The following is a 13,894-nucleotide window of genomic DNA, read 5'->3' as shown; positions in this document are numbered from 1 at the left end:
CGATGCGGGGTACAGCGTCGCCGCAGGTTTCTTCTCCCCGCCGGGGAGAAGAAACAAGCGGCACCCTCTCAGCCTCTCACAAACCTGGCGATCAAAGGTAACTCCTTAAAAGCAAGCCTCAAAAAGTGCCTTGGTATTCTCAAGCGTCATCGGCACCGGATTGCCGCCGCAGCTCGGATCCTTGATCGCTTCCGCCGCAAGTTCGTCAATACGATCCGGCTTGATGCCCATGGCGGTGAGGTTCTCAGGCACGCCGAGTTCTTTGCGAAGCTCCAGCACATAGTCATAAAAGCCGTCGAAACCGCCGGAAATGCCAAGATAGGCAGCGGCGCGGGCAATCTTGTCCTCGATGGCAGGACGGTTGAAGCGCAGCACCGCCGGCATGACGACGGCATTGGTCATGCCGTGATGGGTGTTGTAGACAGCTCCGATCGGATGCGAGAGCGAATGGATGGCGCCGAGGCCCTTCTGGAAGGCAACCGCCCCCATGGCCGCCGCCGCCATCATGTTGGTGCGCGCTTCGATATCCGTGCCGTCCTTATAGGCGCGCGGCAGGAATTCCTTGACGAGACGCAGACCCTCCAGCGCCACACCGGCGCTCATGGGATGATAAAAGGGCGAGGAATAGGCCTCCAGGCAATGGGCGAAAGCATCCATGCCCGTGCCAGCCGTGATGACCTTCGGCATGCCAACCGTCAGTTCCGGATCGCATATGACGACACCGGGCAAGAGCTTCGGATGGAAGATGATCTTCTTCACATGCGTCTGCGAATTGGTGATGACGCTGGCGCGACCGACTTCCGAACCGGTGCCGGCCGTCGTCGGAACGGCAACGATAGGCGCGATCTTGGAAGCGTCCGCCCGTGTCCACCAGTCGCCAATATCCTCGAAATCCCAGACCGGGCGGGTCTGCCCGGCCATGAAGGCGATGGTCTTGCCAAGATCGAGGCCCGAGCCGCCGCCGAAAGCGACGACGCCGTCATGGCCGCCATCGCGATAGACCTTCACACCCGCTTCCATGTTGATTTCGTTCGGGTTCGGATCGACCTCGGCGAAGATCGCCCGGCCGAGACCCGCCTCTTCCAGCACATCCAGCGCATGCGCGGTGATCGCCATATTGGCAAGGCCGCGATCCGTAACGAGAAGCGGCTTCTTGATACCAAGCGTCTTGCAGGCTTCCGCCAGTTCCTTGATCCGGCCACGGCCAAGCTTGACGGCGGTGGGATAGCTCCAGTTGGCGACGATATTCATTTCGTGACTTTCTTCAGATGGTAGGATTTCGGACGGGTCAGGTTCTGGAAACCGAGGACGGAGAGCGAACCGCCACGGCCCGTTTCCTTCACACCGGTCCAGCAAAGCGCCGGGTCGAGATAGTCCGCGCGGTTCATGAACACGGTGCCGGTTTCGATTTCGCGACCGATGCGCCCGGCGCGGGCGGCATCCTGTGTCCAGAGTGAGGCGGTCAGCCCGTATTTGCTGTCATTCATCAGGGCGATGGCTTCGTCGTCGTTCTTCACCTTCATGATGCCCACCGCCGGGCCGAAGGTTTCTTCGGTCATGAACTCCATCGAATGATCGACATTGACGAGGACTTGCGGCGCGACATAGGCGCTCTCACCATCATCGGCAGGGAACAGCTTCGGATCGACCAGTGCTTTGGCCCCCTTCGAGACGGCATCGGTAATCTGCGCACGAACCACCTTGGCAAAACGCTTGTTGGCCATCGGCCCGAGCGTGGTTTCCTGCTCCAGCGGATTGCCGAGCTTGTAGTTTGACACCCACGCGACCGACTTCTCGACAAAGGCGTCATAGAGGTTTTCGTTGACGTAGATGCGCTCGATGCCGCAGCAGCATTGCCCGGAATTATAGGTGGCGCCATCCATCAGCGTATCGACGGCGGCATCGAGATCGGCATCTTCCATGACGTAACCGGGATCCTTGCCGCCGAGTTCAAGCCCGAGACCGGTGAAGGTGCCGGCAGCGGCGCGCTCGATCGCGCGGCCGCCTTCCACCGAACCGGTGAAGTTGACGAAGTTGAAAAGGCCGTCGGAAATGAGCGCCGAGGTCGTGCCGTGGTCGAGGAAGACATTGATGAAAACATCGTCAGGCACACCGGCCTCGACAAAAGCCCGCACCATGCGCTCGCCCACCAGCAGCGTCTGCGCCGCATGTTTGATGACGACCGTATTGCCGGCCATCAAAGCCGGCGCGACGGTGTTGATCGCCGTCATGTAAGGATAGTTCCAGGGCGCTATGACGAAGACCACGCCATGCGCCTCACGCTCGATGCGGCGTTCGAAATTGCCGCTTTCCTCGATGACGAGCGGCGCCAACGCATCGGCTGCAATGGAGGCGACATAGTTGGAGCGTTCGTTAAACCCCTTGAACTCGCCGCCATAGCGCACCGGACGGCCCATCATATGGGCAAGTTCCGGCACGACCTCATCCACCATCTCGTTGAGGCGTGCGACACCTTTCAGAACCAGCTGAACGCGGTCCTCAAGCGGGCGTCGAGCCCAGTCCTTCTGCGCCTTGCGCGCCTTTGAAACGGCGGCCCGTGCCGCCTCCAGCGACATCGCCTCCCGCTCGGCATAAATCGAGCCGTCGATGGGCGAGATATTCTGGATCATGGTCATGATGTTTTCCCGTAATGATTAGGCTCGTTCGAAACCGCGTGCCACTTCCCAGTCGGTCACGCGGCGGTCGTATTCTTCCTGTTCCCACGCCCCGGCGCGGACGTAATGATCGATCACATCGTCGCCAAAGGCGCTGCGCAGCATTTTCGATCCGTCCAGAAACGCGGTGGCGTCACGCAATGTCTTGGGTATCTCGCGCACGTCCTTGCCGCCATAGGCATCGCCGATAAATTCGGGCTCAAGTTCAAGTTTATTTTCGATGCCGTCAATGCCTGCTGCAAGCAGGGCGGCCATGGCGAGATAGGGGTTGAGATCGGAGCCGCCCACGCGGCATTCGATGCGGATGCCCTTGGTATCGGCTCCGCAGAGGCGATATCCCGCCGTGCGGTTGTCGAGGCTCCAGATCGCTTTTGTGGGCGCGAAGGTACCCACCATGAAACGCTTGTAGGAATTGATGTACGGGGCGAGGAAATAAGTAATTTCACTGGCGTGGGCCAGCAGCCCGGCAACATAATGCCGCATCAATTGCGACATGCCGTGCTCCGCATCTTTGTCCAGGAACGCGGGCGTCTTCCCGTCAAGGCTCCACAGCGACTGGTGAATATGTGAGGAACTGCCGGCGGCATTGTAGTTCCACTTGGCGAGGAACGTCACGGCCTTGCCTTTGGACCACGCGATCTCCTTGGTGGCGTTCTTGATGATCGCGTGCCTGTCTGCCATGGTCAGCGCATCGGCATAACGAACATTGATCTCCGCCTGCCCCGCGGACGCTTCGCCCTTGGAATTTTCAACCGGAATACCGGCCCCCTGCAGGCCCTTGCGCAGCGCCCGCATCACATCTTCCTCCTTGGTCGTCTGGAAGATATGGTAATCTTCATTATAGCCGCTGGCGAGGTTCAGCCCCTTGTAACCGCTGGCGCGCGCCGCGTCGAAAGTCTGGTCGAAGAGGAAGAATTCAAGTTCGGTCGCCATATAGGCCTTCAGCCCCATGGCCTCCAGCCGAGCCACCTGCTTCTTGAGAAGTGCGCGCGGCGAATGCGGAACCTCTTCGTGAGTGTGATGATCGAGCACGTCGCACAGCACCAGCGCCGTGCCTTCCAGCCACGGCACACGGCGCAGCGTCGAAAGATCGGGCTTCAGGACATAATCGCCGTAACCCTTCTCCCAGCTGGAGGATTTGTAACCGGGAACGGTCTCCATCTCCATGTCGGTGGCAAGCACATAGTTGCAGCTATGGGTTTCCTCAAAGGCGCTTTCGACGAAGAATTCAGCCTGGAACCGTTTGCCCATCAGACGCCCCTGCATGTCGACAAGGCAGGCCAGAACCGTGTCGATGCGCCCTTCGGCGACATCCATTTTAAGCGCGTCAAATGTGTAGCTCGTCATTTTATCCGTTCCCTTTATTGTCGTGACCGGGCGGCCGGGTTGCGGCCGCCCGTTTGTTTAAGCATCAGGCCTTTGCAGCCGCCGCTGCCATGGCAGCCTGCTTGTGCTCCAGCGCGAATTCCTCTTCCGGCGAGAGGATGAGGCGATGACGGCCGATGAAAGCGAAATAGGCGATGGCGACCGCAAACCAGACGGCGACCCAGAGCACGCCCTTTGTGAAGTTCGGATCCTGGATCTGGTAAAGCAGCGTGACGATGGCGATGATGACAGTCAGCACCGCACCTGGAATGCCGAAGGGCGAACGGAACGGCCGCTCGATATGCGGCAGGTTCTTGCGGAGCAGGATGAAGGAAATCGCCTGCATGATGTAGGAGAACATCGCGCCGAACACGGCCATGTTCAAAAGCACGCTGCCGATGATGCTGCCGCCCTGTTCCGCACCCAGCGCGAACCAGATGACCAGCATGACCGCAAGGCCGACGATCGCGCCGGTGATGTTGGCCACGTATGGCGTGCGGTATTTCGAGTGGGTGATCGACAGCACGGTCGGGAAATAACCCGCACGCGACAGCGAATAGATCTGGCGACCCTGCGCATAGAGGATCGTATGAAAACTTGCGATCAGGCCCGTGAGCGCCACGAGACCAAGCAGCACGACACCGCCATCGCCATAGATCGCCTTGAAGCCATCAAGCAGCGGCTCAAGCGAGGAGCTGAGATGGAAGGCGCCGACGCCCGGCAGCGACGGGTTGAGCAGCACAATCATGAAGGCCGAAACCATCAGCGTGACCATGCCAAGGATGATACCCTTCGGCATGTCGCGTTTCGGATCGACGGATTCCTCAGCCGCGAGCGGCAGCTGCTCGATGGCGAGGAACAGCCAGACCGCGAAAGGCAGCGTGGCGAGAACGCCCGAAAAACCGAACGGGAAGAACGAGCCACCGCCCTCCGGCAGTTCCACCGCCTTGCCATCAGGTCCGACGCCGATGTTGAGCGCAAAACGCGAAAAATCGATATTGGGAATGGCACTGATCCAGAAGAACACCAGAACGGCTAGCGAAATCAGCGTGATGACGAGCGTCACCTTGAATGAAAGCTCGAGCCCGAAGACGTTGAGCGCAAGGAATATAGCGTAAAACGCTATCCACACGAAGGGTGAATAGGCCGGATCGAGGCCGAGAATCGAGTTCACATAGGCTGTGATGAAGGTGACGACGACCGCCGGCGTCAGCACGTATTCAACATTCTCGCAAAGGCCGGTGATGAAGCCGCCCCATGGGCCCATGGCCGTGCGAGCGAAGGAATAGGCCGCACCCGTGTGGGGCAGCGCCGGGCTCATTTCGGCGATCGAGAATGTCAGCCCTAGATACATGATGGCGATGATGATGCCCGCCACCAGCATGCCGCCCCAGCCGCCGGTGGAGAAACCGAAATTCCATCCGGAAAAATGCCCTGATATGACCGCGCCGACGCCAAGCGACCAGAGCGACCACACGCCCGCATAACGGGATAGTCCGCGTTTTTCGAAATAGGATGCATCAGCTTTCTTGTAGCTGACGCCTGACGATGAACTGTCCATGCCCTTCTCTCCTGATAAGAAAAAAACAAGCCAGTCAGCCGTTATTGGCCGATTGTGCCCCAGTCTTCGGCGCCATCAGGAAACTCCCGGATCGCGCCGCACGCATCTGCTGTTCCCGTACCGCTTCGTTTTCCGGCTTCTTTGACCGGATGGCGGCAGTCTCCCTTCGATGCCTGACCCCGGTGTGTTCACCATCGGCCGGCCCTTGCTCCCTCACTCGTCGATCGATGCGAGTGCCTTCCCCATAAGCTCGTGTAGAAATGCGGAGATGTTCGCCTGCTCTCCTTCATCGGCGATCAGATCGTTGCGGATCTCGATCATGACGTTCAAAAGCCCGTCCGGCAGCGCATGGAGTCGCAACGTATGCGTCACGCCATCTTCCGGGCCATAAGGATCGTTGCGATTGACCGTGAGCGAGGCCCCTTCGGCGCCTGTCAGCATGGCGTCAGCGAGACGGCTGTCGGTATCATGCAGGATGCCGATCTCAACCTCGCGGAACCGGCCGTGATAAACCGGCGTGAAACTGTGGATGGTCACCACCACCACCTTGCGGCCCTTCGCCTGCCGCTCGGCGATGATCTCACTCACCCGGTCGTGAAACGGCACATACAGCGCTGACGTTCGGGCAAACCGCTCCGCTTCGGTGAGGTCGAAATTGCCTGGAATATCATATACTTCGCTTTTTACCGGCATGGCGGACGGCGATTCGGGGGGCCTGTTGCAATCATAGACCAGGCGGGAAAACCTCTGATAAATGAGCGTCGCGTCGAGCTTCTCCGAAAGCAGACGGGCAACAGCCAGAGCGCCGGGGTCCCATGCCACATGACTTGAAAGAACCTCGGGCGACAGGCCGAGCGTGCCGAATCTTTGCGGAACGGTGGCCGAAGCATGTTCGCAGACGAGCAGGACATCGCCCGCCGCACCGGCATTCTCGATGCCAACGGCCTGCCCTTCCGCTTCTGTGAAAAACCGCGAACGCACCGTCATGCACGTACCCCACCCGGAAAACCGTCTTCCCTAACGGCGAAAAGAATTCTTCACATTATGGCGGGTGTCAAATGGAATTTTGAAATTTTCTCTTCATTTTTCCATTGACTCAATCACGGGCAGAGATGTTTATTTTAGCGCACACACCGGCAGAAAGACCGGAAGGGGAAAGATTTGCGCAACACCGCGGCCACCGTGTCGGACGTCATCCATGCCCATTACGACGCGCTGACACGTTCCGAAAAACGGCTGGCAGAAAGCCTGCTCGGCAATTATCCGGTGTCCGGCCTCGGCAGCATCACCACGATTGCCGAAAATGCCGGTGTTTCCACCCCGACAGTGGCGCGGATGGTGCAGAAGCTCGGCTATAAGGGCTACCCCGAATTTCAGGCGCATCTGCACCAGGAGCTGGAAGCGACGATCTCCGGTCCGGTGGCCAAACATGACCGCTGGGCAACCAATGCGCCGGGCCTGCACATTCTCAACCGTTTCGCCGACGCCATTACCGGCAATCTGCGCGATACGCTTGGGGATCTCGATACCGCCGTCTTCGACAATGCCGCCGCGCTGCTTTCCGACCGCAAGCGCAGCATCTACTTCGTCGGCGGGCGCATCACCGGTGCGATTGCCGAATATTTCTTCACCCACATGCAGGTGATACGGCCGAAGACAACGCTGATGTCGTCCAACTCCAGCGCCTGGCCGCAATATATGCTGAATATGAGCGCCGGCGATGTGCTCGTCATTTTCGACATCCGCCGTTACGAGCACGATATGACGACGCTGGCAGAGGTGGCCAAGGCAAATGGAGTGCAGATCATCCTCTTTACCGACCAGTGGACATCGCCGGTGGCGCGTCATGCGCTGCATATTTTCCGGGTCAAAATAGAGGCCCCGTCCGCGTGGGATTCGTCTGTCGTTACGCTTTTTGTCGTCGAGGCGCTGATCGAAGCGGTGCAGAGCGGCACGTGGGACGAAACCAAGGAACGCATGAACGCACTGGAGGGCCTGTTTGAACAGACACGCCTGTTCCGACGTCCTGATAGAACGTGAATATGCGTAGCCGGCATACGACTTGACGCCGATGCCGCACGCTGATTGGATACCTGCGATCGCTACCAGCACGATAAAGCAGGGGAAAAACCAAGCTGGGGAACGCATCTGGTCTAACGGACAAAAACGGTCAACTCCCGCAATTGCTGGCAAAAAGCCCGATAATGGCGGAAAATGGGTTTAAAGTGGCGGAATCCGGATAAATGAATTGCCATCCAGCCGTCACATTAGCTTCATCGAGAATCCGTATCAGCGTCCGCAATATGAGAACACGAAGAGGAGAAAAAAGTGATCTCTCACTGCCGCCGACTGCTTGCTACAACCACCGCACTGGTCATCGCCTCCACCGCTATTGCCGCCGCTGAGCCGAGCGCCGAACTGATCGCCGCCGCCAAGAAGGAAGGCATGCTGACCACCATCGCCCTGCCGCACGACTGGTGTGGTTACGGCGACGTGATCGCCGCCTTCAAGGCGAAATATCCGGAAATCACCGTCAATGAACTGAACCCCGACGCCGGCTCCGCCGACGAAGTCGAAGCAGTCAAGGCAAACAAGGACAATAAGGGCCCGCAGGCGCCTGACGTCATTGACGTCGGTCTTGCTTTCGGCCCGCAGATGAAGGCCGAAGGCCTGCTGCAGCCCTACAAGGTCTCCACCTGGGACGAAATTCCTGACAACGTCAAGGATCCCGAAGGTTACTGGTACGGCGACTATTACGGCGTGATGTCCTTCTTCGTGAACAAGGATCTTGTCAAGGAAACGCCGAAGGACTGGGCAGACCTTCTGAAGGCTGACTATTCCGGTCAGGTCGCGCTTGCGGGTGACCCGCGCGCCTCCAACCAGGCGATCCTCGGTGTTCTCGCCGCCGGTCTTTCAACCGGAGCAAAATCCGGCAAGGAAGCCGGTGAAGCGGGCCTGAAATATTTCGCCGACCTCAACAAGGCTGGCAACTTCCTGCCGACTATTGGCAAGGCTGGTACACTTGCACAGGGTGCCACGCCGATTATCGTTGCCTGGGACTATAATGCGCTGTCCTGGAAGAAGACGCTGAACGACAACCCGCCGACGGAAGTCGTCGTTCCCGAGAAGGGCGTTCTCGCCGGTGTTTACGTGCAGGGCATTTCCGCTTACGCCCCGCATCCGAATGCTGCCAAGCTGTGGATGGAGCACCTCTACTCCGACGACGGTCAGCTCGGCTGGCTGAAGGGTTATTGCCACCCGATCCGCTTCAACGCCATGGTCAAGGCCGGCAAGGTTCCGCAGGACCTGATCGACAGCCTGCCGCCGGCAGCAGCCTATGAAAAGGCGATCTTCCCGACGCTCGAGGAAGTCGATGCCAACAAGGCGGCCGTCACGGGCGGCTGGGATAGCGTTGTCGGCGCGAACGTGAAGTAAATTGTTGAAAACGCACCCCGGCCGATCAAAGCCGGGGTGCTTCTTTTATAATATAGACCTTTATAGACAGACCGTTTGAAAACGGCGTTTGGGGACAAGGATGCCATCAACCAACACCGGCGGACCATCCGACGCGCGCAGAAAGCTGCCGCTGCATTGGATAGGCGTCGTACCTTTTGCCGTTTTTGTGCTGCTGTTTCTGATTATGCCGACGATGAAGATCGTCGTTGGCGCGTTCCAGCGGACAGACGGAACTTTCACGCTTGAAAATATTGCAGGGCTTTTTACCGCATCCATCCTTTCGGCCTACTGGATCTCGATAAAGATCAGCCTCGCTTCTGCAGCGCTCGGCTGCCTGATCGGCTTTGCCGTCGCCGCGGCCGTAGTGCTCGGTGGTCTGCCGCAGCGTATCCGCGGACCGCTTCTCACCTTTTCAGGCGTCGCCTCGCAATTCGCCGGGGTACCGCTTGCCTTCGCCTTCATCGCCACGCTTGGCCCGGTCGGCCTCCTGACCGTCTTCCTGAAGACGCAGGTCGGCATCGATCTCAGGATGCTCGGCTTCAACATCCTGTCCTTCTGGGGTCTCACCGTCACCTATCTGTTCTTCCAGATTCCGCTGATGATCCTCATCGTCACGCCCGCGCTTGACGGCCTGAAGCGCGAATGGCGCGAAGCGGCGGAAATTCTCGGAGCCACCGGCTTTCAATATTGGCGCATGGTGGCCTTTCCGATCTTGCTGCCGTCGCTGCTCGGCACCATGTCGCTGCTGTTTGCCAATGCCTTCGGCGCAGTGGCCACCGCAATTGCGCTCACCGGCTCCTCGCTCAACATCGTACCGATCCTGCTCTTCGCGCAGATTCGCGGCGACGTTCTCGGCAATCCGCATCTCGGTTACGCGCTCGCCTTCGGCATGATCGTCGTGACAGGCATTGCCAATGCACTGTATATCTGGCTGCGCGCCCGCAGCGAAAGGTGGCTGAAATGAAGCGTTTCTTCGCCTGGGGCGCGCTGATTTTCGGCCTGCTCTATTTCGCCCTGCCGCTGATCGGCATGACCAATTTCTCGCTGAAAATGCGGCGCGGCGAATATTCTTTCGACGCTTATGCCAAGGTGCTGGGCGACCCGCGCTTCCAGGAAACCTTCAGCTATTCCGTCGTCATGGCGCTGTTCACCATCATTTTCGGCGTCCTGTTGGTGGTGCCGACAGCCTATTGGGTGCGGCTGAAACTGCCGGGCCTGCGCCCCTATATCGAATTCATCACGCTTCTGCCGCTGGTCATCCCGGCCATCGTCATCGTCTTCGGTTATATCAGGCTTTACAACACCTCCAGCTGGCTGCCGCTGACCGGCACGAGCTTCGGCACCAACCTGCTTCTGATGTTCGGTTATGCCACGCTGGCCCTGCCCTATATGTACCGCGCCGTCGATACCGGCCTCAGAACCATCGACGTGGCGACACTGACGGAAGCGGCGCAGAGCCTCGGCGCGGGCTGGACGACCATCCTCTCGCGCATCATCCTGCCCAATGTTCTGGTCGCCGTGCTGTCGGGCGCCTTCCTGACCTTTGCCATCGTCATCGGTGAGTTCACCATGGCAGCCCTTTTGAACCGCCCGGCCTTCGGCCCCTACATGCAGCTGCTGGGTGCCAACCGCGCCTATGAACCGGCAGCGCTTGCCGTGATTTCCTTCGGCATTACCTGGGGCTGCCTCGGTCTGATCCAACTCGTTTCACGCTACCAGAAGGGCGCGCCTCCCAAGGCCTGAGGACAATATTTCATGAGCTTTTTGACACTTAGCAACATCAAGAAATCCTTCGGCTCCGTCCAGGTCGTACATGATTTCAACATGGCCATCGAAAAGGGCGAGTTCGTCTCCTTCCTCGGGCCATCGGGCTGCGGCAAGACCACGGTACTGCGCATGATCGCCGGGTTTGAAATCCCGACCGGAGGCTCGATCGTCATCAATGGCAAGGACCAGACAACGCTCCGGCCCAACCAGCGCAATATTGGCATGGTGTTCCAGGCTTATGCGCTGTTCCCGAACATGAATGTCTATGAAAACGTCGCCTTCGGCCTGAAAGTCGCTGGCAAACCGAAAGCCGAAATCGACGCGCGCGTGAAAGAAATGCTCCAGCTCATCCACCTGGAGCATCTGGCTGACCGTTATCCCTACCAGATGTCGGGTGGCCAACAGCAACGCGTGGCGTTGGCCCGTGCGCTCGCGCCGAAGCCGGAAGTGCTTTTGCTGGACGAACCGCTCTCGGCACTGGACGCCAAGATTCGTGTTTCGCTGCGCGAGGAAATCCGCCAGATTCAGCAGAAACTCGGCATCACCACCATTTTCGTGACCCACGATCAGGAAGAGGCCCTGTCGATTTCCGACCGCATCGTTGTCATGAATGCCGGCCGCGCCGACCAGATCGGCTCGCCCTTCGATATCTACAACACGCCCGCGACCCGCTTCGTCGCTTCCTTCGTGGGCACGCTGAACCTCATCGACGCGATCGTGGCGGACTCCTCATCCAACACCATCCAGGTCGGGGAGCAGCAGATCACCCTGCAAAAGCCGGTCATTGCGGCAAACGGCGAAAAAATCACCCTTGCCCTGCGCCCTGAAGCGGGTTCGCTCGGCAGCGACGCGAAAGGCGATGTCGCCATTTCCGGCACGGTCACCTCCAGCCAGTTCCTCGGCTCGGTCATCCGCACCCGCCTCGATCTCGGCGGATCCACGCTGTCATTCGACATGTTCAACGATCCCGGCACAGCACCGCCCGCCGTCGGTGAGCAGGTCACGCTGAAATTCGCAGCCGGCGACCTGATGCTCATCAAGGACTAAAACGCTTTTCCAGACGCAAAACCGCTTCGCCCATTTGCGGGAGATGGTAGAGCAGGTATGACTTCGAACCTGCATACCAACGATGTGAGGCCATGATGCGCGCGCTTTATTACGAACGATTCGGTGAGACCCCCGTTGTCGCGTCCCTGCCGGATCCGGAACCGACAGATGGCGGTGTGGTCATCGAGGTAAAGGCCACCGGCCTTTGCCGAAGCGATTGGCACGGTTGGATGGGACATGACCCGGATATTCGCCTGCCGCATGTTCCCGGCCACGAATTCGCCGGGGTGATTGCCGCTGTCGGCAAAAACGTCACCCGCTTCAAGACCGGCGACCGCGTCACCGTGCCCTTCGTCTCCGGCTGCGGTCATTGCCATGAATGCCGCTCCGGCAACCAGCAGGTCTGCGAGGCGCAGTTCCAGCCCGGCTTCACCCATTGGGGCTCCTTCGCCGAATATGTCGCCATCGATTACGCCGATCAGAACCTCGTGCATCTGCCCGATACGATGAGCTACGCAACGGCGGCCGGCCTCGGCTGCCGGTTTGCCACCTCCTTCCGGGCAGTGACCGATCAGGGACGCCTGAAGGGCGGTGAATGGCTGGCGGTGCATGGCTGCGGCGGCGTCGGCCTGTCTGCCATTATGATCGGCGCCTGCCTCGGTGCGAAGGTCGTCGCCATCGACATCGCCGAAGACAAGCTCGAAATGGCCCGTCAGCTCGGCGCAACGGCCACCATCAACAGCCGGTCCGTGGCCGACGTCTCCGAAGCGGTGCGCGAGATCACTGGCGGTGGTGCACATGTTTCGGTCGATGCGCTGGGTCACCCGCAAACCTGCTGCAACTCCATCAGCAATCTGCGTCGGCGCGGCCGTCACGTGCAGGTGGGCCTCATGCTGGCAGACCACGCCATGCCCGCCATCCCCATGGCCCGGGTGATCGCCCACGAGCTGGAAATCTACGGCAGTCACGGCATGCAGGCGTGGCGTTACGACGATATGCTGGCTATGATCGAAAGCGGCAGGCTCGCGCCAGAAAAGCTGATCGGCCGCCACATCTCCCTGACCGAGGCCGCAGCTGCCTTGCCCGCCATGGACAGCTTCAGGGAAAGCGGCATCAGCATCATCGACCGTTTCGAATAGGGATAATGGCTTTTGACACGGGGCACCGTTTAAGTGTCTTCCGTCAGGAGGAGCCCAACATGCTGTTTCTCGATAGCGTAACCACAAAAGAGAACCTCGACGGAAGCGACGTCTATCCATTCTCCGTCCCTGCGCTGCGCCATCTGGAACGCCTCGAGTTCAAGACGCCGATCACCTTTTTCGCCGGCAATAACGGTTCGGGCAAATCAACACTGCTGGAAGGACTGGCGGCGGGAATGACTGCCTATGCCATCGGCAATCACGGTCAGGTAACCGGCGACCTTTACCTTCAGCACGCCGAGACCGTGGCGAAGTCGTTCTATTTCGCCCGCAAGAAATATCCGAAAATCCGCATGTTTCTGCGCGCCGAAGACGTGCTTGGTTATATCCGCCGCCAGAATGAAGAAGCGCTGGACGATTTTCGCTGGGAGCGGGAAAAGGCACTGAAAAAAGGCGAGAATTTTCCGGAGGAAACGCCCGAGACATTTCGCAGGATCGTCAGGAACAATATCCTCGACCGCCGCTCCCACGGCGAAGGGTTTATGGACATCATGCAGCAGAGGTTGCACGGTGCCGGTCTTTATTTTCTGGACGAACCGGAAAGCCCGCTTTCAATGCAGAAACAGCTCGAACTCGCCGCGCTCATCCGCCATGCGGCCGATCGAGGCGGGCAATTGATCATCGCCACCCATTCGCCCGTCCTTCTGGCCATTCCAGAGGCAACGATTTATCATTTCGACGAGGATGGCATCACCGAACGTCTTTATGACGAGTTGGAGACCATAATCTTCCTGCGGCGCTTTCTCGACAGCCCATCGAAATACCTGAGTGATTGAACAGCATAAGGCTTGAAATCGCGCTGCTCTTGCCGCATTCCCATAAGT

General features: G+C 59.2%; 12 protein-coding genes. 7 read left to right on the top strand and 5 right to left on the bottom strand.

Annotated elements, in window-relative coordinates; all coding sequences use genetic code 11:
- Nucleotides 1–105: 105 nt before the first annotated feature.
- The 5 genes from BLU28_RS05715 to BLU28_RS05695 form a co-directional block, all read right to left on the bottom strand.
- Nucleotides 106–1,251 (bottom strand): iron-containing alcohol dehydrogenase, encoded by a 1,146-nt coding sequence (locus BLU28_RS05715; RefSeq protein WP_022556626.1) that lies wholly within the window; start codon nt 1,249–1,251, stop codon nt 106–108.
- The gene (locus BLU28_RS05710; protein WP_077987427.1) at nt 1,248–2,636 is read right to left on the bottom strand and encodes an aldehyde dehydrogenase family protein; all 1,389 of its coding nucleotides are present in this window, start codon (nt 2,634–2,636) and stop codon (nt 1,248–1,250) included. The genes BLU28_RS05715 and BLU28_RS05710 overlap by 4 nt, the downstream gene beginning before the upstream one ends.
- Before the next feature lie 18 nt (nt 2,637–2,654).
- Nucleotides 2,655–4,022 carry a glutamine synthetase family protein gene (locus tag BLU28_RS05705; RefSeq protein WP_077987426.1) on the bottom strand — a complete coding sequence of 456 codons (1,368 nt, stop codon included), beginning with the start codon at nt 4,020–4,022 and terminating at the stop codon, nt 2,655–2,657.
- A gap of 64 nt (nt 4,023–4,086) precedes the next feature.
- On the bottom strand, nt 4,087–5,601 hold the full coding sequence (locus BLU28_RS05700) for an amino acid permease (protein ID WP_022556629.1): 1,515 nt from the start codon (nt 5,599–5,601) through the stop codon (nt 4,087–4,089).
- A 213-nt stretch (nt 5,602–5,814) separates the two neighbouring features.
- Nucleotides 5,815–6,588, bottom strand: a complete 774-nt coding sequence (locus BLU28_RS05695; RefSeq protein ID WP_077987425.1) for an N-formylglutamate amidohydrolase — start codon at nt 6,586–6,588, stop codon at nt 5,815–5,817.
- Between the two features lie 174 nt (nt 6,589–6,762).
- Between BLU28_RS05695 and BLU28_RS05690 the strand changes: the two genes are divergently transcribed.
- From BLU28_RS05690 to BLU28_RS05655, 7 genes are all read left to right on the top strand, one after another.
- Complete coding sequence (locus BLU28_RS05690) at nt 6,763–7,641, top strand: MurR/RpiR family transcriptional regulator (RefSeq protein ID WP_004442858.1); 879 nt, start codon at nt 6,763–6,765, stop codon at nt 7,639–7,641.
- Between the two features lie 288 nt (nt 7,642–7,929).
- Nucleotides 7,930–9,036, top strand: coding sequence for an ABC transporter substrate-binding protein (locus BLU28_RS05680; protein WP_006697730.1), 1,107 nt, complete (start codon nt 7,930–7,932; stop codon nt 9,034–9,036).
- Between the two features lie 100 nt (nt 9,037–9,136).
- On the top strand, nt 9,137–10,021 hold the full coding sequence (locus tag BLU28_RS05675) for an ABC transporter permease (RefSeq protein WP_077987424.1): 885 nt from the start codon (nt 9,137–9,139) through the stop codon (nt 10,019–10,021).
- Complete coding sequence (locus BLU28_RS05670) at nt 10,018–10,800, top strand: ABC transporter permease (protein WP_004442862.1); 783 nt, start codon at nt 10,018–10,020, stop codon at nt 10,798–10,800. Before BLU28_RS05675 ends, BLU28_RS05670 begins: the two co-directional genes overlap by 4 nt.
- A 12-nt stretch (nt 10,801–10,812) precedes the next feature.
- On the top strand, nt 10,813–11,871 hold the full coding sequence (locus BLU28_RS05665) for an ABC transporter ATP-binding protein (RefSeq protein ID WP_077987423.1): 1,059 nt from the start codon (nt 10,813–10,815) through the stop codon (nt 11,869–11,871).
- Nucleotides 11,872–11,966: 95 nt separating this feature from the next.
- A complete protein-coding gene (locus BLU28_RS05660; RefSeq protein ID WP_077987422.1) occupies nt 11,967–13,010 on the top strand; it encodes a zinc-dependent alcohol dehydrogenase family protein in 1,044 nt (347 codons plus the stop codon).
- A gap of 59 nt (nt 13,011–13,069) precedes the next feature.
- A complete protein-coding gene (locus BLU28_RS05655) occupies nt 13,070–13,846 on the top strand; it encodes an AAA family ATPase (protein WP_077987421.1) in 777 nt (258 codons plus the stop codon).
- Nucleotides 13,847–13,894: the final 48 nt, after the last annotated feature.

Source organism: Agrobacterium pusense, assembly GCF_900102105.1.
Taxonomy (GTDB): Bacteria; Pseudomonadota; Alphaproteobacteria; order Rhizobiales; family Rhizobiaceae; genus Agrobacterium; species Agrobacterium pusense.
This window is presented reverse-complemented; position numbering and strand designations above follow the sequence as displayed.